This window comes from Kitasatospora sp. NBC_01302 (genome assembly GCF_035976515.1).
GTDB lineage: Bacteria > Actinomycetota > Actinomycetes > Streptomycetales > Streptomycetaceae > Kitasatospora.
Genome location: NZ_CP108404.1, coordinates 6,766,212 through 6,791,053 on the forward strand (window position 1 = coordinate 6,766,212; position 24,842 = coordinate 6,791,053).

Annotated in this window: 24 protein-coding genes; 18 read left to right on the top strand and 6 right to left on the bottom strand. The window is 73.1% G+C overall.

Going from position 1 to position 24,842, the window contains the following annotated elements; translation table 11 throughout:
- The first annotated feature begins 3 nt into the window (after positions 1 to 3).
- Together OG294_RS29720 and OG294_RS29725 are read left to right on the top strand one after the other, a co-directional pair.
- Positions 4 to 1,353, top strand: coding sequence for an alpha/beta hydrolase family protein (locus OG294_RS29720; protein ID WP_327069624.1), 1,350 nt, complete (start codon positions 4 to 6; stop codon positions 1,351 to 1,353).
- Positions 1,354 to 1,470: 117 nt separating this feature from the next.
- Entirely contained in the window at positions 1,471 to 2,001 is a 531-nt protein-coding gene (locus OG294_RS29725; protein WP_327069625.1) for a hypothetical protein, read from the top strand.
- Between the two features lie 69 nt (positions 2,002 to 2,070).
- On the opposite strand, the gene OG294_RS29730 is transcribed toward OG294_RS29725, so the two are convergent.
- The 5 genes from OG294_RS29730 to OG294_RS29750 all read right to left on the bottom strand — a co-directional run bounded on the left by OG294_RS29730 (position 2,071) and on the right by OG294_RS29750 (position 12,069).
- A complete protein-coding gene (locus tag OG294_RS29730) occupies positions 2,071 to 3,315 on the bottom strand; it encodes an aspartate kinase (protein ID WP_327069626.1) in 1,245 nt (414 codons plus the stop codon).
- Positions 3,316 to 3,318: 3 nt separating this feature from the next.
- Positions 3,319 to 4,698, bottom strand: a complete 1,380-nt coding sequence (locus OG294_RS29735; RefSeq protein ID WP_327069627.1) for a diaminobutyrate--2-oxoglutarate transaminase family protein — start codon at positions 4,696 to 4,698, stop codon at positions 3,319 to 3,321.
- Positions 4,699 to 4,739: 41 nt separating this feature from the next.
- On the bottom strand, positions 4,740 to 8,786 hold the full coding sequence (locus OG294_RS29740; RefSeq protein WP_327069628.1) for a Pls/PosA family non-ribosomal peptide synthetase: 4,047 nt from the start codon (positions 8,784 to 8,786) through the stop codon (positions 4,740 to 4,742).
- 702 nt (positions 8,787 to 9,488) lie between these two features.
- Positions 9,489 to 9,839, bottom strand: a complete 351-nt coding sequence (locus tag OG294_RS29745) for a transposase (RefSeq protein WP_327069629.1) — start codon at positions 9,837 to 9,839, stop codon at positions 9,489 to 9,491.
- A gap of 364 nt (positions 9,840 to 10,203) precedes the next feature.
- Positions 10,204 to 12,069: an oxidoreductase gene (locus tag OG294_RS29750; protein ID WP_327069630.1), complete on the bottom strand. Its 1,866-nt coding sequence runs from the start codon at positions 12,067 to 12,069 to the stop codon at positions 10,204 to 10,206.
- A gap of 95 nt (positions 12,070 to 12,164) precedes the next feature.
- Here OG294_RS29750 and hisD point away from each other — a divergent pair, with 95 nt between their 5' ends.
- The 8 genes from hisD to hisF are packed head-to-tail and all read left to right on the top strand — an operon-like array spanning position 12,165 to position 17,919.
- Positions 12,165 to 13,472, top strand: a complete 1,308-nt coding sequence (gene hisD, locus OG294_RS29755; protein ID WP_327069631.1) for a histidinol dehydrogenase — start codon at positions 12,165 to 12,167, stop codon at positions 13,470 to 13,472.
- Entirely contained in the window at positions 13,469 to 14,566 is a 1,098-nt protein-coding gene (locus tag OG294_RS29760) for a histidinol-phosphate transaminase (protein WP_327069632.1), read from the top strand. Before hisD ends, OG294_RS29760 begins: the two co-directional genes overlap by 4 nt.
- Positions 14,567 to 14,572: 6 nt before the next feature.
- Entirely contained in the window at positions 14,573 to 15,166 is a 594-nt protein-coding gene (hisB, locus tag OG294_RS29765) for an imidazoleglycerol-phosphate dehydratase HisB (protein WP_327069633.1), read from the top strand.
- On the top strand, positions 15,163 to 15,312 hold the full coding sequence (locus tag OG294_RS29770; RefSeq protein ID WP_327069634.1) for a hypothetical protein: 150 nt from the start codon (positions 15,163 to 15,165) through the stop codon (positions 15,310 to 15,312). The genes hisB and OG294_RS29770 overlap by 4 nt, the downstream gene beginning before the upstream one ends.
- Before the next feature lie 25 nt (positions 15,313 to 15,337).
- Entirely contained in the window at positions 15,338 to 15,973 is a 636-nt protein-coding gene (gene hisH, locus OG294_RS29775; protein WP_327069635.1) for an imidazole glycerol phosphate synthase subunit HisH, read from the top strand.
- Between the two features lie 31 nt (positions 15,974 to 16,004).
- Positions 16,005 to 16,727 carry a bifunctional 1-(5-phosphoribosyl)-5-((5-phosphoribosylamino)methylideneamino)imidazole-4-carboxamide isomerase/phosphoribosylanthranilate isomerase PriA gene (gene priA / locus OG294_RS29780; protein WP_327069636.1) on the top strand — a complete coding sequence of 241 codons (723 nt, stop codon included), beginning with the start codon at positions 16,005 to 16,007 and terminating at the stop codon, positions 16,725 to 16,727.
- Complete coding sequence (locus OG294_RS29785) at positions 16,724 to 17,152, top strand: Rid family hydrolase (RefSeq protein WP_327069637.1); 429 nt, start codon at positions 16,724 to 16,726, stop codon at positions 17,150 to 17,152. The genes priA and OG294_RS29785 overlap by 4 nt, the downstream gene beginning before the upstream one ends.
- Positions 17,149 to 17,919, top strand: a complete 771-nt coding sequence (gene hisF, locus OG294_RS29790; protein ID WP_327069638.1) for an imidazole glycerol phosphate synthase subunit HisF — start codon at positions 17,149 to 17,151, stop codon at positions 17,917 to 17,919. Before OG294_RS29785 ends, hisF begins: the two co-directional genes overlap by 4 nt.
- A gap of 22 nt (positions 17,920 to 17,941) precedes the next feature.
- Here the strand turns inward: hisF and OG294_RS29795 are convergent, their stop codons facing one another.
- On the bottom strand, positions 17,942 to 18,487 hold the full coding sequence (locus tag OG294_RS29795) for a hypothetical protein (RefSeq protein ID WP_327069639.1): 546 nt from the start codon (positions 18,485 to 18,487) through the stop codon (positions 17,942 to 17,944).
- A 97-nt stretch (positions 18,488 to 18,584) separates the two neighbouring features.
- Here OG294_RS29795 and hisI point away from each other — a divergent pair, with 97 nt between their 5' ends.
- The 8 genes from hisI to trpB all read left to right on the top strand — a co-directional run bounded on the left by hisI (position 18,585) and on the right by trpB (position 24,842).
- The gene (gene hisI / locus OG294_RS29800) at positions 18,585 to 18,968 is read left to right on the top strand and encodes a phosphoribosyl-AMP cyclohydrolase (RefSeq protein WP_327069640.1); all 384 of its coding nucleotides are present in this window, start codon (positions 18,585 to 18,587) and stop codon (positions 18,966 to 18,968) included.
- Between the two features lie 52 nt (positions 18,969 to 19,020).
- The gene (locus tag OG294_RS29805) at positions 19,021 to 20,538 is read left to right on the top strand and encodes an anthranilate synthase component I (protein ID WP_327069641.1); all 1,518 of its coding nucleotides are present in this window, start codon (positions 19,021 to 19,023) and stop codon (positions 20,536 to 20,538) included.
- Positions 20,539 to 20,597: 59 nt separating this feature from the next.
- Complete coding sequence (locus OG294_RS29810) at positions 20,598 to 21,218, top strand: TIGR02234 family membrane protein (RefSeq protein ID WP_327069642.1); 621 nt, start codon at positions 20,598 to 20,600, stop codon at positions 21,216 to 21,218.
- A gap of 182 nt (positions 21,219 to 21,400) precedes the next feature.
- Positions 21,401 to 21,694: an HGxxPAAW family protein gene (locus OG294_RS29815; RefSeq protein WP_327069643.1), complete on the top strand. Its 294-nt coding sequence runs from the start codon at positions 21,401 to 21,403 to the stop codon at positions 21,692 to 21,694.
- Positions 21,695 to 21,885: 191 nt separating this feature from the next.
- On the top strand, positions 21,886 to 22,323 hold the full coding sequence (locus OG294_RS29820) for a DUF2752 domain-containing protein (RefSeq protein WP_327069644.1): 438 nt from the start codon (positions 21,886 to 21,888) through the stop codon (positions 22,321 to 22,323).
- 254 nt (positions 22,324 to 22,577) lie between these two features.
- Positions 22,578 to 23,387, top strand: a complete 810-nt coding sequence (gene trpC, locus OG294_RS29825) for an indole-3-glycerol phosphate synthase TrpC (protein WP_327069645.1) — start codon at positions 22,578 to 22,580, stop codon at positions 23,385 to 23,387.
- Positions 23,388 to 23,397: 10 nt separating this feature from the next.
- Entirely contained in the window at positions 23,398 to 23,550 is a 153-nt protein-coding gene (gene trpM, locus OG294_RS41200) for a tryptophan biosynthesis modulator TrpM (protein ID WP_442789244.1), read from the top strand.
- 68 nt (positions 23,551 to 23,618) lie between these two features.
- Positions 23,619 to 24,842, top strand: a complete 1,224-nt coding sequence (gene trpB / locus OG294_RS29830) for a tryptophan synthase subunit beta (RefSeq protein ID WP_327069646.1) — start codon at positions 23,619 to 23,621, stop codon at positions 24,840 to 24,842.

Genomic DNA, 24,842 nt, shown 5'->3' on the forward strand with positions numbered 1-24,842 from the left:
GCCATGTCCGCCATGATCGAGGCCGTCACCGGCACCCCCCGGCGTCGTCGGCCGCGCAGCGGGCTGGCGCTCGCGGCGGCGCTGCTGGCCACCATGGGCGCGGTCGGCACGGCCGGTGCCGCCTCGGCACAGCCCGGGACGGGCGGGCCGGCCGCGGTGGCGGCCGGCCCGACGCGGCAGGCCCGGGTGGCACTGCCCGCGCCCAGCGGCCCGCACCAGGTCGGCACGGTCTCGCTGCACCTGGTGGACACCTCGCGGCCCGACCCGTGGGTCGCCACGCAGCCCGATCGCGAGCTGATGGTCAGCATCCGCTACCCGGCCCGGGACGCCGACCGCTACCCGCTCGCGCCGCAGCTGACGGCGGGCGAGGCGGCGGCCTTCCCCGGCCAGTACCTGAACGCCGACGACGTGCCGCTCGACCGGGTCGACTGGTCGGCCACCCTCACCCACGCCCACCAGGGCGCGCCGGTGGACCGGCGCGGCGGCCCGCTCCCGGTGGTGCTCTACTCGCCGGGTGCCGGCGATCCCCGCTCGCTGAACAGCACCCTGGCCGACGACCTGGCCTCGCGCGGCTACGTCGTGGTCACCATCGACCACACCTACGAGGCGCCAGCGGTGGAGTTCCCCGGCCACCGGGTGGTCACCAGCGTCCTGCGGGACCAGGCCGGCCAGGTCGGGAACGACCCGGCGAAGATCACCGCGCTGCTGAAGAAGGTGGTCGGGGTGCGGGTGGCCGACACCCGCTTCGTGCTCGACCAGCTGGACGCGCTGGCCGCCGGACGGAACCCGGACGCCGACCACCAGCAGCTGCCCCAGGGGCTGGCCGGCGCGCTCGACCCGGACCGGATCGGCATGTTCGGCCAGTCCGGCGGCGGCTTCACGGCGATCCAGGCGATGCACGACGACCCGCGGATCAAGGTTGCGGCCGACCTGGACGGCCTGCTCGGCTACGTCGGGGACGACAACGACCCCGCCAACCCCTCGACGGCCGCCACCGACGGCGTGGACCGCCCGGTGCTGCTGCTGGGCAGCCAGGGCGACGACATCCGCACCGATCCGTCCTGGGGTGCGCTGTGGGACCACAGCACCGGCTGGCACCGCGACCTGACCCTGAGCGGCTCCACCGAGACGACCATGACCGACAAGGAGTCGATGCTGCCGCAGATCGTCCGGCAGCTGAACCTCCCGCCGGACACCGTCACCAAGGCCCTCGGCACCATCGCGCCCACCCGCGCCGTCGCCGAACAGCGGGCGTACCTGGCCTCGTTCTTCGACCGCTGGCTGCGGGGCACGGACGACCACCTGCTCGACGGGCCTTCGGCGGCTTACCCGGACGTGGAGTTCGCGGGGTAGCCGGTGCGGGGCTCGGCCCTCCGGCGGAGGGCGACGGGGCGTCTTCCCCCGGGAGGGGGAGCCGGGTCGGCCCCTGCGGAGGATCCGCTCGGGTGGCCGGCCGGACAGCATGGAGCCATGGTCATCTGTGGGACACCGTCAGCCGTCGCCGTCCGCGCGAGTGCGCCGCCCGCTCGTTGGGCGGTGCGGGCCGCGCAGGTCGCGGCCCTCACCGCCGCACCGTCCGGGGTGTGGCGGACCGTGATGGGACTCGGCATTCCGGTGGGCTTCGACACCAGGGAGTTGAGCGTTCCCGGTTGGTTCACCGTGGTGTGTGTCGCGATGAGCCTGGGCGTCGAAGGGCTGACGTTCCTGACGCTCGGCCTGGTCCGGCCCTGGGGCGAGGTGGTGCCGGGCTGGATCCCGCTGATCGGGGGCAGGCGGGTCGCGCCGCTGGCCGCGGTGGTCCCGGCCTCGCTCGGCGCGGCCGTCCTGCTCCTGCTGACGATCCCCAACGCCCGTGGCTTCGGCGGGGCCAAGGGAGCGCCGACCGGGCCGGCCCTCGTCCTGATGGACGCCTGCTACGCACCGCTCCTGCTGTGGGGGCCGCTGCTCGCGGTCGTCACGGTGGACTACTACCGGCGGCGGCGCGGGGTGCGTGGTCGCTGAACCGGCAGGGGATGGCGGCCCCGGCGTTGGGGCGCCGGGGCCACCATCCTGTCCTTATCTGACGATTAGTCAGCGACCGCTGCCCGCATGGACGGTGGCCAGTTCGGGGGCGGCCAGGGCGAAGGCGGTGTGCCAGGCGCGGACGGCGTGGGGGAGTTGGGGGGCGGGGCAGAGGGCGGTGATGCGGATGTCGGAGGTGGTGATGGTCTCCAGGTGCACGCCGGCCTCGGTGAGGGTCTCGCAGCAGGTGGCCAGCACGCCGGGGTGGGAGAGCAGGCCGTTGCCGACGAGGGAGACCTTGCCGATCTGCTCGTCGTAGTGCAGCTCCTCGACGCCGAGGTCCGCGCACTCCTGCCGCAGCGCGCGCAGGGCGGGTGGTCCGTCGGCCGCGGGCAGGACGAGGGAGATGTCGGTCCGGCCCCGGACGGCGAAGTGGAGTTCGGCCTCGACGTCGGCCACCAGGTGCAGGATCCGGCTGGTGAGCTCGGGCGCGTCCGGAACCCCGGCGAGGGTGATCCTCGCCTTCGAGGAGTCGTGCGCCACGCCGGTGACGCTGGAGTGTTCGGCGGGCGGGAGGTCCGCCGAACCGGCCACCATGGTGCCGGGGTTGGTGCTGAACGAGGACCGGACGCGGATCGGGACCTGGTGCCGGGCGGCGTACGCGACGCTGCGCGGCGCGAGCACCTTGGCGCCGCTCATGGCCAGTTCGTGCATCACCTCGTAGCCGACGTTCTCCAGCAGTCGCGCGTCGGGCACCAGGCGCGGGTCCGCGCTGTAGACGCCGTCCACGTCGGTGTAGATCTCGCAGAGGTCGGCCTTGAGCGCGGCGGCCAGCGCGACCGCGGTGGTGTCCGAGCCGCCGCGGCCCAGGGTGGTGACGTCCCCGGTGTCGCGGCTGATCCCCTGGAATCCGGCGACCACGGCGACCGCGCCCCGGTCCAGGGCGCTGCGGACCCGGTCCGGGACCACCTCGACGATCCGCGCCCGCCCGGCCGCGCCGGTGGTGCGGATGCCGGCCTGCGCGCCCGAGAAGGAGCGCGCCTCGGTGCCCAGGGACTCGATGGCGATGGCCATCAGCGCGTTGGAGATGCGCTCGCCCGTGGTCAGCAGCACGTCCAGCTCGCGTGGGGCCGCCGCTGGCGTCAAGGCTCTTGCCAGGTCGAGGAGTTCGTCCGTGGTGTCGCCCATGGCGGAGACCACCACGACCACGTCGTGCCCCTGTCGCCGGGTGGCCACGACGTGTTCGGCGACCCGCTTGATCCGTTCCGTGCTGTGCACGGAGGAGCCGCCGTACTTCTGCACGATCAGACTCATGGCTCAGACCTCCGATTGAGTGGCTTTTGCGGTGCGGATCGCGTCGAGCAGGATCGAACAGGCGGTCTCCACGGTGGCCGCCGTGACGTTGAGCGGCGGCATCAGCCGCACCACGGCGTCCTCGCGCCCGCCGACCTCCACGATCAACCCCCGCTGCAGCGCGGCGCGTTGGACGGCGGCGGCGAGCGCGCCCGCGGGACGTCCGGTGGCGGGGTCGGCGAACTCGATGCCCCGGATCAGCCCGCGCCCGCGCACGTCGAGCACCCAGGGGTCGTCCAGCAGCGGCTTGAGCAGGTCGGCGATCTGCTCGCCGCGCCGCAGGACGTTGCCCAGGACGTCGTCCCGCTGGACGATGCGTGCGGCCGCCACCCCGGCGGCGAAGGCCAGTTGGTTGCCGCGGAAGGTCCCGGTGTGGGCGCCGGGCGCCCAGGTGTCGAGCGCGGCGTCGTACAGGATGAGCGCGACCGGGGCGCCGATGCCGCTGAGCGCCTTGGAGGCGATGATGACGTCCGGCTCGATGCCGTACTCCTCGAAGGCGAACCAGGTCCCGGTGCGGCCGCAGCCGGTCTGCACCTCGTCGACCACCAGCGGGATGCCGAGTTCACGGGTGAGCGTGCGGACCCGGCGGACGAAGTCGGTGGTGGCGGGGATGATGCCGCCCTCGCCCTGGATCATCTCCATCACCACGGCGGCGGGCAGCGGCACGCCGCCGTTGCCGTCGGTCAGCGCCCGCTCCAGGTAGGTGACGCAGTTGGTGGCGCAGCTGTCGGGGGTCAGGCCGAGGGGGCAGCGGGCGCAGTAGGAGTACGGGAAGAAGTGCACGCCGGGCACGCCGTTGGCGATCGGCCGCTTCTGCGAGACCAGCCCGGTGAGCGCCATCGCCGCGTGGCTGCTGCCGTGGAAGCCGCCCTGGAAGGTGATGACGTCGCCGCGGCCGGTCGCGGTCTTGCACAGCTTGAGCGCGGCGTCCACGGCGTTGGCGCCGGTGGGCCCGCAGAAGTGGATCTTCATGCGATCGCGCATCGGTTCCGGCAGCAGGGACAGTTGGGCTTCGACGAAGGCCTCCCGCACGGGGGTGGGGAAGTCCAGTCCGTGGGTGAGCACGCCGAGCTGCGCGGTGACGGCGGCCACCAGTTCGGGGTGGTTGTGGCCGAGCGAGAGCACGCCGGCGCCGGCCAGGAAGTCGATGAAGACGTTGCCGTCCACGTCCTGGACCAGGCTGCCGGCGGCCTGCGCGATGGCGATCGGCAGGCGCCTGGGGTAGCTGCGGGCGTTGGACTCGTAGCCCTGCTGGCGGGCCAGGTACTCGGCGGAGCGGGGGCCCGGCAGGTCGCCGGTCACGTGGGGGGCGGTGCGGGCGTCGAGCTGGTGGAACGAGGTCATGGAGGTCTCCGGTAGGAAGGTGTGGGGGCGGGTGGGGTGGTTCAGCAGCGGCGGGCGGGGATGCCGCGCCAGCGGGTGCCGGGCGGCAGCTGCTCGCCCTTCATCACCAGCGAGAGCGCGTCCAGGCAGGTGCCGGCGCCGACCTCGGCGTCGTACAGCACCACGCACCGCGGGCCCACCGAAGCGGCCCGCCCGACCCGGACGTCGGACATCTTCATGACCCGGTCCTCGAACAGGTGGGTCTGCAGCGAGGTCACCTCGCCGACGGCCGCGTCGTCGCCGACCTCGACCAGGTCGAACTCGGTGAGGTAGGTCGTGTTGAGCCAGACCCGGCGCCCGATCCGGGCGCCGAACAGCCGCAGCACCCAGGGCGCCAGCGGGCTGCCGGTGAGGAGGTTCAGCAGGGCGGGCACCACCAGGTTCTCGAACAGGCCGGTGATCAGCTCGGTGCGGCGCACCCAGATGCCCCACAGCGGTTCCACCCGGGGCCGGTAGCGGCCGATGACCAGCCACTTGAGCAGCACGACCAGCAGGGTCGCGGCCAGACCGGCGCCCAGCAGCAGGGCCGGTCCCAGCAGCAGCAGGAGCAGCGGTGAGCCGGTCCTGGCCAGCGCGATGCCCGCGTACAGGGCGCCGAGCGCGACGAGCGCGGCGATGGTCGAGGGGAGCGTGACGCGCAGGTACTCGATGGCCAGGCGGGCGGCGATCAGCCCGGGGCTGGGGTCGTAGGTGTACTTGGACGGGAAGCGCCGGCTCTCCTCGCGGCGCGGCAGGAAGATCGCCGGCGAGCCGAGCCAGGTGGTCTCCGGGCCGACCGGCCTGGCCGGTGCCACCGAGTGCACGCCCAGCAGGCTGTTGTCGCCCATCCGGCAGGAGCCCGGCAGCAGCGCGCCGTTGCCGACGAAGCTGCGCCTGCCGACCTCGGCGGGCGCCAGCGCGATCCGGCCGCGGTGGAAGACCGCGGGGGCCACCACGCTGACGTCCGCGACGAAGCTCTCCTCGCCGATGATGAGCATGTCCGGGTCGACGAAGCTGATCGTCGCCACCTCGGAGCGGCGGCCGGTGCGGGCACCGAGCAGGCGCAGGAACGGCACCAGGTAGAGCGTGGAGTAGAGCGAGTGGGTCAGCGTCAGGCTGGTGGCCAGCAGGCCGTCGCCGATCCACTTGCGCACCCCGAAGCCGCTGCGCTCGGTGTGGATGCCGGCCCGCACCCGGGGCAGCACCGCGCGCTTGATCAGCACCACCAGGGTGCAGGTGGTCAGCACGAAGACCGGTCCGGCCGCCAGGGTGGAGAGCAGCGCCGAGCCGAAGCCGTCCTGCCAGGCCACCCAGCCGATCAGCGCCGATCCGGCGGCCGCGATGAGCAGCGGGAGCAGGATGAGCAGCAGCGCGCCGCCGGCGAAGCCGGCCAGCACCGGCAGCGGCCAGGGCCGCTCGTCGGGCTGCTCGGCCATCGCCTGGAGCACCGGCGGGGCGGCCTCCTGCGCGCTGGCGGGCGCACCCGCCCAGTGCTCGCCGGCCGGCACCGCGCGGTCGGCCCAGACCAGCGACTGCTCGCCGACCGAGGCGCCCGCGCCGAGCACGGCGCCGGGCAGCACCACGCTGTTGGTCCCCAGGCAGCTGCCGTCACCGAGCCTGACGGGTGCCAGCCGCAGCCAGCCGTCCTCGACCGTGTAGGACTGCACCCGGGCGCCGTAGCCCACGCTCACGTGGTCGCCGAGTTCGACGAACCGGGGCAGGCCGAAGGGCGTCGAGATGTGGCAGCCGCGCCCGATCCGGGCGCCGAGCAGCCGCAGGAACGGCGGCAGCAGCGGTGAGCCGGCCAGCAGCGCGACCGGCGAGGTCGCCATCACCTTGGTGAAGAGCCAGAACCGCAGGTAGGTCACGCCCCACAGCGGGTACCAGCCCGGCCGCACGCCGGCCAGCAGCAGCCGGCAGCCCAGCACCGGGAGCAGCAGCAGGTCCAGCAGTGTCCAGCCGATCTCCAGCGGGATGAACGCGCCGATCCCCAGGTGCGCGAGGTGGTCCAGCGGGCTGCCGGGGGCCACCCGTGCGAGCGGCTCGTGCCAGGCGGCCAGCAGCCGGTAGAGCAGCACCAGGGCGGGCAGCCCGAAGGCCATCAACCAGGCATACAGCAGCACCAGCTGGGCACTGCCGCAGAGGGCCGTCCGGAGTGTCGTGTGGCGGCGCGGTGGCGGGCCCTGGGGCCGCTCGGGCTGCGGGGCGGTGGCCTCGGCGGCGGCCCGGTCGACGAAGCCGGCCAGCGCGCGCACCGTGGGGTGGCCGTAGAGGTCCGCCATCGCCAGGTGGGACAGCTCCGGCAGCCTGCGCAGCCGCGACATGAGCCGGGCCGCGGCCATCGAGTGGCCGCCCAGGTCGAGGAAGAAGTCGTCCTCCACGGAGAGTTGGGTGAGGCCGAGCACCTCCTGCCAGGCGGCGGCCAGCCGGCGTTCGGTCGCGGTTTCGGCGGGCGCGTGCGGGCGGGAACGTTTGGCCAGCGGCGGCGAGGTGGGTGCGGGCAGTGCGGACCGGTCGACCTTGTCCGCCGCCAGCAGCGGGAAGGCGGCCAGGACTTCGACGAAGGAGGGGATCATGTACTCCGGCAGCCGGCCGCGCAGCGTGGTGTGCAGCCGCTCGCGCAGCTCCTCGCCGTCCGCCGCGGGGCCGCCGGCCAGGGTGAGGTAGCCGACCAGGTCCTGCACCACGCCGTCGAGTTCGCGCGGCACGACCACCGCGTTCTCGACGGCGGGGTCCTCGCGGAGCACCTCCTCGATCTCGGCCAGTTCGATCCGGTAGCCGCGGATCTTGACCTGGGTGTCGATCCGGCCCAGGAACTCGATCTCGCCGGTGGCGGTGCGCCTGCCCAGGTCGCCGGTGCGGTAGATCCGCGGGCTCTGCGCGCGGTCGTGCGCCACCGGGTTGGTGACGAACTTCTCCGCGGTGAGCTCGGGCCGGTTGAGGTAGCCGATCGCCACGCCGGGGCCGCCGATGCAGATCTCCCCGCTCTCGCCCTCCGGCACCGGGCGCAGCTTCTCGTCGAGCAGGTAGACCCGGTAGCTGGGCAGCGGGGTGCCGATGGTGACCGGGCGGCGCGGCGACAGTTCGCCGCAGGTGGCGCTGACCGTCGACTCGGTGGGCCCGTAGACGTTCAGGAACCGCCGGCCCGGCTTGGACCAGCGTCTGACCAGGTCGGGCGGGCAGGCCTCGCCGCTGACCAGCAGGCTGCGCAGCGAGGAGACCTCGGCCTCGATGGTGGTCAGCAGGGTCGGCACGCAGCAGAGCACGGTGATCGCCTGCTCGACCAGGAAGGCGGCCAGTCCCTCGCCCACCCGCCGGTCGTCGGTGGGCCCGGCCACCAGGGTGGCGCCCACCACCCAGGCGGGCCAGATCTCCTCGACCGAGAAGTCGAAGGCGAGCGAGAGCCCCTGGTAGACCCGGTCCTCCTCGCGGACCTGGTAGATCGGGGCGACGGACTGCAGGAAGTTGACGATGTTGGCGTGCGAGACGGCCACGCCCTTGGGGCGTCCGGTGGTTCCGGAGGTGTAGATGACGTAGCAGACCGACGACGGGTCGATCGCGACGTTCGGCCGGTCGGCCGACTGCATGCTCAACTGGTCTGCCAGCCCGTCCAGTTCGAGAACCCGGCAGGGCAGCTCGGGGGTCCGGTGGCGCATCGAGGAGGTGGTCACCAGGTCGCACAGCCCGGCGTCGCGCGCGATGAAGCCGACCCGGTCGGCGGGGAACGAGGGGTCCAGCGGCACGTAGGACGCACCGGACTTCAGGACCGCGAGCAGGGTGACGTAGGACTCCGGGGAGCGTTCCAGCAGAATTCCCACGCTCGCGCCGGGCCCGGCTCCCCGCTCGCGCAGCAGCCGGGCCAGCTGATTGGCCCGACGGTCGAGTTCGGCATAGCTGAGGTGGACGGCGCCGCAGCTGACGGCGGTATTGTCCGGCACCCGGTCGCAGGTCCGCTCGAAGTACTGGGCCAGCCACGGGACCGACGGCAGAATCCAGTGACTGGCGGGCTCCGAAACGTCCGGGCCGCCCCGCGGTTCGCTGTGCTGCGAGGGCGATTCAACTCTCGGCATGATTCCTCCTGTCCGCAGGAGAGTAGCGGTGGTTGCAACAGCCGTTGATTTAACGCTCGACACCTTCATCGGGCATTCGGGCGATGATCGGAATAACTGTGACAGTGGGCGGCGCAAAGCTGCGAAAGCGCTTTCGGCGCGCCCTGGTAAAACCGTGGCAAACCTCTGGAGCGGCCCCGGTTGACGTGCGTGACCTGCGCACAGCCCGGCGATCGACGTGGCGGCATCGTCGATCTGCTCAATCCCCCGTGCCCACGCGGTACTTGGCACAGTCGGCGGATTCCCCGCCGGTGTGCGACCGGCAACATGGCACTGCGTCCGCGGGGCGGACGTCCCCCAATCACCTTTCGGTGATTTAACGCAACGGACACTATGCCGGTCCGCGCAAGTGAGGCAAGGGGCGCTCGGAGCGTTCAGGAATTTCTCATTTTTCGTTCACCTGTCTCATGTGGTGACCTCGGACGGGTGATCGGGAGGCCCACTGAAAGGGCTGGCGGATAAGGGTGACCGGCGTGTCTGTTCGATCGCACGGGGATTTTTTCCGAACAGCTGGGGGAGGGGAGGGGGAATCTTTGATTCCGAGCGTGACCGCATTCCCGCGGAGGGGTGGCGGCAAAGGGTCGGGGCGGTTTCGCGGCCGGGGCGCGGGGGTTGCGGGCAAGGGGACGGCAAGGGGGTGCCCCGCGGCCGGCCGTGGGTCGGTCAGCGGTCCTGCCGGGCCAGCGCGGCGCGCACGATCATCGTGAGCCAGTGGCCCTCGGAGCGGGGGCCGCACTGCTCGGCGGCGGCCTGGTGCAGTCGCTGCCACAGCCCGGCCCGGTCCCAGGTGCGGAACCGGCGGTGCGCGGTGGCGGGCGAGACGCCGAACTCGGGCGGCAGGTGGTGCCAGGAACAGCCGCTGGTCAGGACGTAGACGACGGCCGTGAAGACGGTCCGGTCGTCCAGCGGGGCGCTGCCGCCGCCCTGGGGGCGCGGCAGGAAGGCGGGCAGCAGCGGTTCGACCAGTTTCCACAGCCGATCAGGAACCAGTCGATGTGACAGGACATCAACCATGGCACCCATCATGCGACACGCGGCCGGCCGCCGGGCCGGTCCGCCCGACAGCCCCAGGTCACCGGTCCACACCACATGAGACGATCCCGCGGTCGGTCCATCTGCCGCTTGCGTGACGGGAGTTGGTGAATCAGCGGACTGTGGTCCAAAGTGGGACCGGCGGCCAAGTGCGGGACGGGCCAAGGCTCTGGGACATGTCCTAGTGCCGCGTCAGGCAACTTTTGCCCGTCAAGGAGCGGCGTCCGGGGCGTGCTGTCGGCGTGCCGGCCGGAAGTCCTCGTACTGGACGTACTTGGGCTTTCGGCCGGTGCGGCGAGAGTGCGTGCCGGGCGTCGCGACGGGGCGAAGGTTGCCTGACGCGGCACTAGCCCCGTTGCAGGACCCTGGTCGCGCCGGTGACGGCCGTGCTCGCCAGCAGCCAGCCGGTCAGCACCAGGGCCGCGCTCAGCCACTGGTCGAACCCGGCCGGGGCCCAGCCGTCCTGGCCCAGGTTGACGATCGGCAGCACCAGGCTGGCCGAGTAGAGCGCCGGGTTCCAGTGCGGGTGCTCGTCGAGTTTGACCGGTGCGGGCTGGTGGCCGGCGAACCAGAAGGTGCCCAGGGCCCAGGCGGCCACCAGCCACAGCGCGGCCCGGCCCGGGCGGTAGCCGTAGCCGACGGTGATGTCCTGGAACCAGCACCAGGCCCGGCCCGGCAGCGGCAGGCCCTGGCGACGGCGGCGCTGCTTGGCGTACTGCACCTCGCGGGCGTCCTCGTCCAGGCCGTCGCGCCGCAGCGCGGCGGCCAGCTGCTCGTAGGGCTCGGGGTGGTAGGTGTCCAGCGCGTGGTCCAGCCAGGCGATGCGCTGCTCGACGGTGAAGGAGGAGTCCTCCGGCGGGCGCAGCGACTCGTAGGCGAAGCCGGTCAGCCGGACCCTGCCGTTGCGCGGCCAGGCCTGCGGGGTGTCGACCAGGTTGCCGACCCGGGCGCGGGAGAGGGCGACGGTGCCGGTGGGCGGGGCCGGGCAGGTGAAGCGCAGTTCGGGGGTCTGGATCCGGCGCAGCGACAGCTCCTGGCCGTGGCCGAGGTGGAACTCGGCGTTGGAGATCAGGCAGGCGCTCTCGAACCGGGCGTCGTCCAGCCGCACCCCGCCGAAGGCGCGGAACGGCATGCTCCGGCTGCCCGCCGGCTCCACCTGGCCGAAGCCCTGGCCGTACATGCTGCCCGGGTCGCTGCCCAGCGCGAGGGGCGCCTGGGCCGCGCCGGCGGGCCCGTTCCCGGGCTCACCGGCCGCGGAACGCGGTGCCGGCAGGCCCGGCGGGCCCGGTACGCCACTGGCCTGTGGCGTCTGTGGCGTCTGTGGCGCCGCCGGTGCGTCCGGTGCGTCCAGTGCGGCCCTGGCGGCGCCCGGGTCGCTGCTCTGCGGGTCGCGGTAGTACGGCCCCGGGTCCCGGCTGCGCAGGCTGTAGCCCACCGGTGCCGGCGCCTGCCAGGACAGGTCCGTCCGCGACCTGCCCGCCTGGGCGGGCAGCCAGCCGGACAGGTAGCAGGTGCTGCCCACGCTGATCCGGGCCGCGTTGAGGCAGTTGCCCTGCCCGGGCCGGGCGTACAGCTGCGCGCCGCGCAGCGAGAGCCGACCGCCGATCCGGGCGGTGCGCAGGCTCAGGTCGCCGTAGGTGACCAGCCGGTCGGCCTCGAAGTCCTGGTGGACGGCCAGGCCGTCGGCGGAGAACGCGTGCCCGTACTGGTCGCCGCCGACCACCAGGTGGTTGACGATCAGGTCGGTGCCGATCTGGGCGTCGGTCAGCCGCACGCCGGAGGCCACCGCGCAGCGCGCCAGCACCAGGTCCCCGCTGGTGACCAGCCGGGAGGCGTCGAGCCGGGGCAGCCAGCAGCCGTCGAAGCGGATCGTGCCGCCCTGCGCCTCGGAGAGCAGCACGCCGGTGTCGAAGCGGCAGCCGCGCAGCTCGACGAAGTCCTCGAGCCGCCCGCCCGCCAGGTCCAGGCGCCCGGTGATCAGCGCGCCGGTGAGCTTGAGGCCGCGCACCGTGCCGGGGACGGCGGTGGGGCCGCTGAGCAGCAGCAGCGCGAGCACGGTGGCTCGTACTGTTCGCTCCGGGCCCCAGTCGACGGGCGAACCCGGGTCGTCGGCGGCCTGGTCGTGTACGGACAGGTCGCACACCGCACCGCGCCGGAAGTCCTCCCACAGCCGCTGCTCCACCGGATTCCAGTCCGCCGGCACCTCGCTCATGCCCAGCTCCCCCCTCGGCCTGTCCGATCTCAGTGTTCGTATCACGGACTGAAATGCGGGACCACCTATTCCGGCCACTCCTTACACTTGGGCCTGTGATCTCTCGAATCGACCTGCGCGGCGCCACCGGCGACCCGCGCGACCTGCTGCCCCGTGCCGAGTTCGACGTGGAGGCCGCCCTTGCGAAGGTGCGGCCGATCTGCGAGGACGTACGCCATCGCGGGGTCGAGGCGCTGGTCGAGCTCACCGAGCGCTTCGACGGGGTCCGACTGACGCGCACCCGGGTGCCCGAGGCGGAGATCACCGCCGCGCTGGAGACGCTGGACCCGAAGGTGCGCGCGGCCCTGGAGGAGTCGATCCGCCGGGCCCGCCTGGTCCACCACGAGCAGCGCCGCACCGACCACACCACCCAGGTGGTGCCCGGCGGCACGGTCAGCGAGCGCTGGGTGCCGGTGGACCGGGTCGGCCTCTACGTGCCGGGCGGCCTGGCCGTCTACCCGTCCTCCGTTGTGATGAATGTGGTCCCCGCCCAGGAGGCCGGCGTCCCGGGCATCGCGGTCACCTCCCCGCCGCAGAAGGACTTCGGCGGCAAGGTGCACCCCGCGATCCTGGCGGCCTGCGCGCTGCTGGGCGTCACTGAGGTGTACGCGGTCGGCGGCGCCCAGGCGATCGCGATGTTCGCCTACGGCACCGCCGAGTGCCCGCCGGTGAACCTCGTCACGGGGCCGGGCAACATCTACGTGGCCGCCGCCAAGCGCCTGCTCAAGGGCCGGATCGGGATCGACGCCGAGGCCGGCCCGACCGAGATCGCCGTCCTGGCCGACGACAGCGCGGTGCCCGCCGAGGTGGCCGCCGACCTGATCAGCCAGGCCGAGCACGACCCGATGGCCGCCTCCGTGCTGGTCACCGACTCGACCGTGCTCGCCGACGCGGTGGAGGCCGAGCTCGGGGAGCAGGTGGCCAGGACCAAGCACCGCGAGCGGGTCACCGAGGCGCTGAGCGGCCGGCAGTCCGGCATCGTGCTGGTGGACGGCCTGGAGCAGGGCCTGGCCGTGGTCAACGCCTACGCCGCCGAGCACCTGGAGATCCAGACCCGGGACGCCGCCGCGGTGGCCGCCCGGGTGCGCAACGCCGGCGCGATCTTCGTCGGCCGCTTCGCACCGGTCTCGCTGGGCGACTACGCGGCCGGCTCCAACCACGTGCTGCCCACCGGCGGCTGCGCCTGCCACTCCTCGGGCCTGTCCGTACAGTCGTTCCTGCGCGGCATCCACGTGATCGACTACAGCCGCGAGGCGCTGGCGGAGATCGCCGAGCACGTGGTCAACCTCGCCAACGCCGAGGACCTGCCCGGGCACGGCGACGCCATTCGCGCTCGGTTCGACTGGACGGTGCCGAACTCTTGAACATCGACGACCTGCCGGTCCGTGACGAGCTGCGCGGACAGTCGCCCTACGGCGCCCCGCAGCTGGACGTCCCGGTCCAGCTGAACACCAACGAGAACCCCTACCCGCTGCCCGAGCCGCTGGTGGCCCGGATCGCCGAGCGGGTGGCCGAGGCGGCCCGCACCCTCAACCGCTACCCGGACCGCGACGCCGTCGAGCTGCGCACCGAGCTGGCCCGCTACCTGACCCGCACCACCGGGTTCGAGCGCGGCCTGGAGCAGGTCTGGGCGGCCAACGGCTCCAACGAGATCATCCAGCAGCTGCTGCAGACCTTCGGCGGCCCGGGCCGCAGCGCGCTCGGCTTCGAGCCGTCCTACCAGATGCACGAGCTGATCTCGCGCGGCACCGGCACCCGCTGGATCGCCGGCCCGCGCCGGGCCGACTTCACCATCGACGTCGAGAACGCGGTCACGGCGCTGGCCGAGCACCGCCCCGACGTGCTCTTCATCTGCTCGCCGAACAACCCGACCGGCACCGCCGTCGGGCGCGAGACGGTGCTCGCGCTGTACGAGGCCGCGCAGGCGGTCAAGCCGACCCTGGTGATCGTGGACGAGGCGTACGTCGAGTTCTCGCACCGCGCCTCGCTGCTGCCGCTGCTCGACGGCCGGCCGCTGCTGGTGATCACCCGGACCATGTCCAAGGCCTTCGGCGCGGCGGGCCTGCGGCTGGGGTACCTGGCCGCGGACCGGGCGGTGGTGGACGCCGTCCAGCTGGTCCGGCTGCCCTACCACCTGTCCGCCGTCACCCAGGCGACCGCGCTGGCCTGCCTGGAGCACACCGACACGCTGCTCGGCTACGTCGAGAAGCTCAAGGCCGAGCGCGACCGGGTGGTCGAGGCGCTGCGCGCGATGGGCCTGGAAGTGACCGACTCGGACTCGAACTTCATCCAGTTCGGGACCTTCGAGGACCCGCAGGCCGTCTGGCGTGCGGTGCTCGACCAGGGCGTGCTGGTGCGCAACAACGGCGTACCGGGGCGGCTTCGCGTCACCGCCGGCACTCCCGCCGAGAACGACGCCTTCCTGGCCGCCGTGGCCACCGCGATCAAGGAGCTGTAACCGGACATGTCCCGCATCGGGCGCGTGGAGCGCACCACCAAGGAGACCACGGTCCTGGTCGAGATCGATCTCGACGGCACCGGCCAGACCGACATCTCCACGGGCGTCGGGTTCTACGACCACATGCTCGACCAGCTGGGCCGGCACGGCCTGTTCGACCTCACCGTGAAGACCGAGGGCGACCTGCAGATCGACACCCACCACACCATCGAGGACACCGCCCTCGCGCTGGGTGCCGCCTTCAAGCAGGCACTGGGCGACAAGGTGGGCATCTACCGGTTCGGCAACTGCACCGTCCCGCTGGACGAGTCGCTGGCCCAGGTGACCGTGGACCTCTCGGGCCGCCCCTACCTGGTGCACACCGAGCCGGAGAACATGGCGCCGATGATCGGCAGCTACGACACCACCATGACCCGGCACATCCTGGAGTCCTTCGTGGCCCAGGCCCAGATAGCCCTGCACGTGCACGTCCCCTACGGCCGCAACGCCCACCACATCGTGGAGTGCCAGTTCAAGGCGCTGGCCCGGGCCCTGCGCTACGCCGCGGAGTTCGATCCGCGCGCGGCCGGCATCCTCCCCTCGACGAAGGGCGCGCTGTGAACAAGGCCACGATCCTGATCGTCGTCGGCCTCTTCCTGGGCGGCGGCGTGTACTCGTTCTGGAAGCAGAAGCTGCCCAAGGGCGTCGTCTTCCTGCTCGCCATCAGCTCGGCGTTCTGCCTGGCTGCCGGCGTCATGCGCCTCTAGTCCCGGACCACGGAAAGAATTCACCATGGGCAAGAACGTCGTGGTCTTCGACTACGGATCGGGAAACCTGCGGTCCGCGCAGCGGGCCGTGGAGCGCACCGGCGCCACCGTCACGGTGACCTCCGACTTCCAGCAGGCGCTGGACGCGGACGGTCTGCTGGTGCCGGGCGTGGGCGCCTACGAGGCCTGCATGCGCGGGCTGCGGGCGGTGCGCGGCGAGCAGATCATCGGCCGCCGGCTGGCCGGCGGCCGCCCGGTGCTGGGCATCTGCGTGGGGATGCAGATCCTCTTCGAGCGCGGGGTCGAGCACGGGGTCGAGACGGCGGGCTGCGACGAGTGGCCCGGCACCGTCGAGCCGCTGGAGGCGCCGGTCGTCCCGCACATGGGCTGGAACACCGTCGACTGGCCCGAGCAGAGCCGGCTCTTCGCCGGGATGGACCCCGAGACCCGGTTCTACTTCGTGCACTCCTACGGGGTGCGGCGCTGGGAGCTTACGATCACCAACGAGAAGATCAACGCTCCGCTGGTCAGCTGGACCACCCACGGTCAGCCGTTCGTCGCGGCGGTCGAGAACGGTCCGCTCTGGGCCACCCAGTTCCATCCCGAGAAGTCCGGCGACGCCGGCGCCGAGTTGCTCACCAACTGGGTCAACACCCTCTGAAGCCCCTTTGAAGCCAGGAAAGTTGCACACGATGAGCCGCCTCGAACTCCTCCCCGCCGTCGATGTCCGCGACGGCCAGGCCGTGCGCCTGGTCAAGGGCGCCTCCGGCACCGAGACCTCCTTCGGCGAGCCGCTGGCCGCCGCGCTGGCCTGGCAGCAGGCCGGCGCCGAGTGGCTGCACCTGGTCGACCTGGACGCCGCCTTCGGCACCGGCAGCAACCGCGAACTGCTGCGCGAGGTGACCGGGCGGCTGGACATCAAGGTCGAGCTGTCCGGCGGAATCCGGGACGACGAGTCGCTGGCCGCGGCGCTCGCCACCGGCTGCACCCGGGTCAACCTCGGCACCGCCGCGCTGGAGGCCCCCGAGTGGGTGGCCAAGGTGATCGCCGAGCACGGCGACAAGGTCGCGGTGGGCCTGGACGTGGTCGGCACCACGCTGCGCGGGCGCGGCTGGACCAAGGACGGCGGCGACCTCTACGAGGTGCTGGCCCGCCTCGACGCCGAGGGCTGCGCCCGCTACGTGGTCACCGACGTCAACCGGGACGGCACCCTGACCGGCCCCAACCTGCAGCTGCTGCGCGACGTCTGCGCCCGCACCGACCGTCCGGTGGTCGCCTCCGGCGGCGTCTCCTCGCTGGACGACCTGCGCGCGATCGCCACCCTGGTGCCCGAGGGTGTCGAGGGTTCGATTGTGGGCAAGGCCCTCTACGAGCAGAAGTTCACCCTCGAAGAGGCCTTGGAGGCTGTCTCGTGACAGATCGTCAGATCGTTCGCGGCCGGGTGTCGGGGTTCTCGCCCTGGGAGGAGCAGTTCGGCTTCTCGCGTGCGGTGGCGGCCGGCGACCACGTGCACGTGTCCGGCTGCACCGCGCTGGTGAACGGCCGGATCGAGCACGACGATCCGTACAACCAGGCGCTCACCGCCTTCGGCGCCGCGCTCGGCGCGCTGGCCCCCTACGGTCTGACGGCGGACGACGTGGTCCGCACCCGGGTGTTCCTCACCCATGTCCGTGACGCCGACGAGGTGGGGCGGGCGCACAAGCAGCTGTTCGACGCCGTCCGGCCGGCCGCCACCATGCTGGTGGTGGCCGGACTGATCGACTCCCGGATGATGGTCGAGGTCGAACTCGACGCCTACCGCGCCGGGTTGGGCAAGACTCTGGAAGGTAGTACCCCGTGACCCTGGCCGTACGAGTGATCCCCTGCCTGGACGTGGATGCGGGCCGGGTGGTCAAGGGCGTCAACTTCCAGAACCTGCGCGACGCGGGCGACCCGGTCGAGCTGGCCCGTGCCTACGACGCCCAGGGCGCCGACGAGTTGACCTTCCTGGACATCACCGCCTCGTCCGGTGACCGGGAGACCACCTACGACGTGGTGCGCCGCACCGCCGAGCAGGTCTTCATCCCGCTCACCGTCGGCGGCGGCATCCGGGCCGTCGACGACGTGGACAAGCTGCTGCGGGCCGGGGCCGACAAGGTCGGCGTCAACACCGCGGCGATCGCCCGCCCGGAGCTGATCCGGGAGATCGCCGAGCGGTTCGGCCGCCAGGTCCTGGTGCTCTCGGTGGATGCCCGCAAGGTCCAGGGCGGCACCGGGACGGCCAGCGGCTACGAGGTGACCACCCACGGCGGGCGCCGCGGCACCGGCCTGGACGCCGTCGAATGGGCCGAGCGCGCCGCGGAGCTGGGCGCCGGCGAGATCCTGCTCAACTCGATGGACGCGGACGGCACCAAGGACGGCTACGACCTGGCGATGATCCGCGCGGTGCGCGAGCGGGTGGGCGTCCCGGTGATCGCCTCCGGCGGCGCCGGCAAGCTCGCCGACTTCGCCCCGGCGGTCGAGGCCGGGGCGGACGCCGTGCTGGCCGCCTCCGTCTTCCACTTCGGCGACCTGCGGATCGGGGACGTGAAGAGCGCGCTGCGCGAGGCGGGCCACCCGGTGCGCTGAGGCGCGCCCTGCTGCTGACGGGTCAGCTCTTGAGCGGGCCCGTCAGCTTCGGGCCGCCCTCGTGCTGGGAGACCGTCAGCAGGCAGGTCACGTCGCGGAAGCCCTGGTCGTAGTAGGCCAGCGAGAGGCCCAGCGGGAAGCTGTAGAAGGTGCCGCCGCCCTGCTTGGCCTGCCAGCTGTCCACCGAGGGCCGGCAGGCCGTCAGCATCGCCATGGCGATCTGGCTCTCCTTGGTCAGCCCGTCCGGCAGCTTCGGGTTGGCGATCGCCTCCGCGTCGTGCGGCTGGTCGCAGGGGCGCGGCTGGACGGTGGTGATCACCGGACTCAACTGCGGGTGGTCCAGGCAGCTGCCGACCGCGAACCACGGATACGGCAGCGCCTTGCTCGGGCTGGGGGAGGGCGAGGGCGAGGGGGACGGGGAGGCCGACGGCGAGGGGCTGGGCGGCGGCTCGGCCGCCCGGTGCCCGGATGCGGGCCAGAGCAGCGCCGCCGTCACCGCACCCGCGGTGAGCAGCAGCACGACGGCGAGTGCGAGCAACGGTCCGGTGCGGCGTGCGGACTGGGTCATGGACACCAGAATCCCGCAGCGCGGCCCGCCCCGGTGGGCCTTTGCCGAAGATCGCGGGAGGTCCCCGTGCCCGGCCCGGGCCTGCCACAATGTCCGCATGTCCTCCGTAACGCCGTCCGTCCCCGCCACCCCCGGCAGCACCGACCTCGACCCGGCCATCGCCGCCCGCCTCAAGCGCACCGAGGACGGGCTGCTGCCCGCCGTCGCGCAGCAGTTCGACACCGGTGAGGTGCTGATGCTCGGCTGGATGGACGACGAGGCGCTGCACCGCACCCTGACCACCGGGCGCTGCACCTACTGGAGCCGCAGCCGCAACGAGTACTGGGTCAAGGGCGACACCTCGGGCCACCTGCAGCACGTCAAGTCGGTGGCGCTGGACTGCGACGGGGACACCCTGCTGGTCCAGGTCGACCAGGTCGGTGCCGCGTGCCACACCGGGGCCAGGACCTGCTTCGACGAGGACGTCCTGCTGCCCGGCTGAGCGGCCCGCCGCGCTCCCGTCCGCCCACCCCAGAAAGATCGGTGCCCGACCCATGGACCTCGAAGCCTTCCGCAAGCTCGCCGCCGACACCCGGGTCATCCCGGTCACCCGCCGGCTCCTGGCGGACGGCCTCACGCCGATCGGCCTCTACCGCTCGCTGGCGGCCGAGCGGCCCGGCACCTTCCTGCTGGAGTCGGCCGAGCAGGGCCGCAGTTGGTCGCGCTACTCGTTCGTCGGCGTGCGCAGCGCCGCCACCTTGACGGTCGGCCCGGACGGCCAGGCCCGCTGGCTGGGCACCCCGCCGGTCGGCATCCCGCGCGACGGCGACCCGCTGGAGGTGCTGCGCGTCGCGCTGAGCGCGCTGCACACCCCGCGGCCGGTCGACGACGGCCTGCCGCCGCTCACCGGCGGCCTGGTCGGCTACCTCGGCTACGACATCGTGCGCCGCCTGGAGAAGCTGCCCGACCTCAACCCGGACGACCTCCAGCTGCCCGAGCTGACCATGCTGCTCGCCACCGACCTCGCCGTGCTCGACCACGTGGACGGCAGCGTGCTGCTGATCGCCAACGCGGTCAACCACAACGACCTGGCCAGCGGGGTCGACGAGGCCTACGCGGACGCGGTGGCCCGGCTGGACGCGATGGAGGCCGAGCTGGGCAAGCCGGTCGAGCCGGGCCTGGCCACCGTCACCCCCACCGCCGCCGACGCCGTGTCGGCCTTCGGCGGGGCGCCCTACCAGGCCGTGGTGGAGCAGATCAAGGAGCGGATCCGGGCCGGCGAGGCGTTCCAGGTGGTCCCCTCCCAGCGCTTCGAGGCGCCCTGCCCGGCCTCCGCGCTCGACGTCTACCGGGTGCTGCGCACCACCAACCCCAGCCCGTACATGTACCTGTTCCGCTTCCCCGGCCCCGACGGCGGCGCCGAGGGCGCCTTCGACGTGGTCGGCTCCAGCCCCGAGGCACTGGTCAAGGTGACGCAGGGTCAGGCGATGGTGCATCCGATCGCCGGCACCCGGCACCGCGGCGCCACCCCGCAGGAGGACGCCGAGCTGGCCGCCGAGCTGCTCGCCGACCCCAAGGAGCGCGCCGAGCACCTGATGCTGGTCGACCTGGGCCGCAACGACCTGGGCCGGGTCTGCACCCCGGGCAGCGTCGAGGTGGTCGACTTCATGTCGGTGGAGCGCTACAGCCACGTGATGCACATCGTCTCCACCGTCACCGGCGAGGTCGCCGACGGCCGCACCGCCTTCGACGTGCTCACCGCCTGCTTCCCGGCCGGCACCCTCTCCGGCGCCCCCAAGCCGCGCGCCATGCGGATCATCGAGGAGCTCGAACCCACCCGCCGCGGCCTGTACGGCGGCTGCGTCGGCTACCTCGACTTCGCCGGCGACGCCGACACCGCGATCGCGATCCGCACCGCCGTGCTGCGCGACCACGTCGCCTACGTCCAGGCGGGCGCGGGCGTGGTCGCCGACTCCGACCCGGTGAGCGAGGACACCGAGTGCCACAACAAGGCCGCCGCCGTCCTGCGCGCCGTCGCCACCGCGAACACGCTGCGGGCGCCGGTGGTGTGATGCGCGACTGAGGGTGACCCGGTGCGGGGGTGGGAGCGGAGTCGGGGGATAGTGGACGGATGACCGCCACACCGTCGCCCGCTCCCGCTGTTTCCGCCGCCCCCGCCCGCAGTACCGCCGACCGGCGCAGCCTGCTGCTGATGCTGCTGCTCACGCTGGCCGGGGCGGTCCTGGTGCTGGTGGCGGTCGGGCGGACCTGGAGCGAGGGGCAGGTCAAGGGGCTGGCGGTGAGTGCGACCGGCAGTGACGTCTCGGGGCTGCCGGGGGCGCTGGCGCTGGTCGGGCTGGCCTCGGCGGTGGCGATCTTCGCGGTGCGCGGGGTCGGGCGGTACGTGGTGGGCGCGCTGGTGACGCTGGCGGGCCTGGGCGCGGCCGTCGCGGCGGGGATGGGCTCGGTGGACAGCGGCGCGGTGGACTCCGAGGCGGCCAAGAAGCTGGGGCTGCTGGGCACCACCGCCGAGCAGGTCAGCCACACCGCCTGGCCCTGGGTGGCGCTGCTCGGCGGCCTGCTGCTGGCCGCGGCGGGCGGGCTGACCGTGCTGCGCGGCAGGGCCTGGCCGAGCATGGGCACCCGCTACGACGCCCCGGTCGCCAAGGCGAAGGCCCCCACCGGTGGTGCGCACACGCCCGCCGACCTGTGGAAGGCGCTGGACCGCGGCGAGGACCCCACCCTCGGCTGACCACGGGGCTACCCGCACCGCCGCGGGTCAACCGTGACCGTCCTCACCCGGACCCGGCTTTGGGGCTCGTGGGGGCGTCCGCAACAATGGAGGGTGACAATCGGCCGTTGCCGGTTGGGGGCGTCCCGTACGCCGACCCGGCCGCCGGTCCCGGTAGAGCCGCAGAACCAAGGAGTACCCAGATGTCGTCGCAAGCCCACGGACACACCCCCGCGGCCTGGACCGGTTCGGCCATCGTCTTCGTCGGTTTCTGCGTCAGCGGCGCCGCGATGATCATGGCGTCGGTGCCGATCTTCTGGGCCGGGATCGCCGTGATCCTCATCGGCGGTGTCGTCGGCAAGGCGATGTCGATGGCCGGCATGGGCAAGACCCCGGACCTGGCGGTCGCCAAGGTGCTGGCCGACGCGCGCCGCGGTGTCACGGCCAAGCCGGAGGTCGCCGAGGTCGCCGCGACCGCCACGGCCGCCGCGCACTGATCGCGCAGCACCCTCCTACGCGTGCCCCGGACCGGGGCGCCGGAGCTCCAGCAGCCCGGCGCCCCGGTCCGCGTGCGTTCCGGTCCGTGCCGGGCCCCGGTGGGGCGCGCGGGCCCGGTCGTGCGCCCGGTCGTGCGGCCCGCTGCGCGGCGTGGCGCGTCGGCCACCCGAACAGGGGGAGAATCAGCACCGTGACCGCCCCCAGCACTCCGGCCGGCCCGCGTGCGCTGCGCCGCCTGGCCCGTCCGCTCGCGGCCCTCGGCGCCGTCGCGCTGCCCGCCCTCTACGTCTCGGCGGTGGACCCGAACGCTCCGGGCCACTACCCGACCTGCCCGTTCCTCCAGGCCACCGGCTGGTGGTGCCCGGGCTGCGGCGGCCTGCGCTGCGTGCACGCGCTCAGCCGCGGCGACCTGACCACCGCCTGCCACGACAACCTGCTCGCCGTCGCGCTCTTCGGCGTGCTCGGCGTGCTCTGGGCGGGCTGGTTCTGGGCCGCGCTGACCGGTGGACGCCCGCCCCGGATCGAGTTGAGCCGCTCCCGGCTGATCGGCCTGGGCGTGCTGGTGCTCGCCTTCACGGTCGTGCGCAACCTGCCCGGGGGCGCCGGGCTGGCGCCCCCGCTGGTCTGAGCGGCCGCTGCAGCGCGGCACCGTGACCGGTTCCACACCCGCCCCGGCTGCCCCCGACCGCGCCTGTCCGGTCACCGGCACCACCGGCCCCACCTGCCCGGAAACCGGTCCGTTCCGCGAGACGCGCGCCGGGCGGATGCGCTCTGCGCCCCCCGGTGCCGATACCATCGAAGTGCCGGCGGGGGCGTGCGGAGCCGAACGGAACCCGCGTCACCGCTTGGAACATCCGGCTAGACACTGATGGGGGCGCCCGCGTGAGCGTGCTCGACGAGATCATCGACGGGGTCCGTGCGGACCTCGCGGAGCGGCAGGCCCGGGTCTCCCTGGACGAGCTCAAGGAGCTGGCCGCCAAGGCGCCGGACGCCAAGGACGGCGTGGCCGCCCTGCGCGGCGAAGGCGTGCGGGTGATCTGCGAGGTCAAGCGCTCCAGCCCGTCCAAGGGCGCGCTGGCCGCGATCGCCGACCCGGCCGCGCTGGCCGTCGACTACGCCGCCGGCGGTGCGGCGGCGATCAGCGTGCTCACCGAGCAGCGCCGCTTCGGCGGCTCGCTGGCCGACCTGGACGCGGTCCGGGCGGCGGTGGACACCCCGCTGCTGCGCAAGGACTTCATCGTCACCGCCTACCAGCTCTGGGAGGCCCGCGCGCACGGCGCCGACCTCGCGCTGCTGATCGTGGCGGCCCTCGACCAGCCGGCGCTGGTCTCGCTGATCGAGCGGGCCGAGTCGATCGGGCTGACCCCGCTGGTCGAGGTGCACGACGAGGAGGAGATCGCCCGCGCGGTGGACGCCGGCGCGAAGATCATCGGCGTCAACGCGCGCAACCTCAAGACGCTCGAGGTGGACCGCAACACCTTCGCCAACGTGGCGCACGCGATCCCGGCCCACATCGTCAAGGTGGCCGAGTCCGGGGTCCGCGGCCCGCACGACCTGATCGCCTACGCGAACGAGGGTGCGGACGCGGTGCTGGTCGGCGAGTCGCTGGTGACCGGCCGGGACCCGAAGGCGGCCGTCGCCGACCTGGTCGCCGCCGGCGCCCACCCGGCGCTGCGCCACGGGCGGGGCTGACCGGCACCCGATGGCCATCGCCACCCGTCTCCAGAAGGGCTGCCGCCCGCGCGGCTGCCGCGCGCCCGCACGCCGTGTGCTGGGGCGCCGGGTGCGCTACGTGATCGGCTGCGAGCCCGGGCAGGTGCCCGGGCGCCGATGGCGCCGGACGGCACGGGCCTAAGTTCGTTCCGTCCGCCTGTCCGTCTGTCGCGCCTCGCGCCGGGCGGGCCGATCACCCCAGGATTCCGCATGCCCGAAAATCTGACCGACCCTCAGGTCCCCGACGCCCGGGGATACTTCGGCGCCTATGGTGGCCGCTTCATCCCGGAGGCGCTGGTCGCCGCCGTCGAGCAGGTCGCCGAGGAGTACGCCAAGGCCAAGCAGGACCCGGCCTTCGCCGCCGAACTCGACCTGCTGCTCAAGGACTACACCGGGCGGCCGAGCCCGCTCACCGACGTGCACCGGTTCTCCGCCGAGGCCGGCGGGGCCCGGGTGCTGCTCAAGCGCGAGGACCTCAACCACACCGGCTCGCACAAGATCAACAATGTCCTCGGCCAGGCCCTGCTCACCCGCCGGATGGGCAAGACCAGGATCATCGCCGAGACCGGTGCGGGGCAGCACGGCGTGGCCACCGCCACCGCCTGCGCGCTCTTCGGCTTCGACTGCACGATCTACATGGGCGAGGTCGACACCGAGCGCCAGGCGCTCAACGTGGCCCGGATGCGGATGCTCGGCGCCGAGGTGGTGGCGGTCAAGTCCGGCAGCCGCACGCTGAAGGACGCCATCAACGAGGCCTTCCGCGACTGGGTCGCCAACGTCGACTCCACCCACTACCTGTTCGGCACGGTGGCCGGCCCGCACCCGTTCCCGGCCATGGTCCGCGACTTCCACCGGGTGATCGGCGTGGAGGCCCGCGCCCAGGTGCTGGAGCGCACCGGACGGCTGCCGGACGCCGTGGTCGCCTGCGTGGGCGGCGGATCCAACGCGATCGGCATCTTCCACGAGTTCATCCCGGACGCCGGGGTGCGCCTGATCGGCTGCGAGGCGGCCGGCGAGGGCGTGGAGACCCCGCGCCACGCGGCCACCCTCACCAAGGGCGAGCCGGGCGTGCTGCACGGCGCGCGCAGCTACGTGCTGCAGGACGAGGACGGCCAGACCATCGAGAGCCACTCCATCTCGGCGGGCCTGGACTACCCCGGCATCGGCCCCGAGCACGCCTTCCTGAAGGACACCGGACGGGCCGAGTACCGCCCGGTCACCGACGACGAGGCGATGCAGGCGCTGCGCCTGCTGTCGCGCACCGAGGGCATCATCCCGGCCATCGAGAGCGCCCACGCGCTGGCCGGCGCGCTGGTGCTGGGCCGCGAGCTGGGCCCGGACGCCACCATCCTGGTCAACCTCTCCGGGCGCGGCGACAAGGACATGCACACCGCCGCGCAGTACTTCGGCCTCTACGACAGCGAGGGCAAGTGA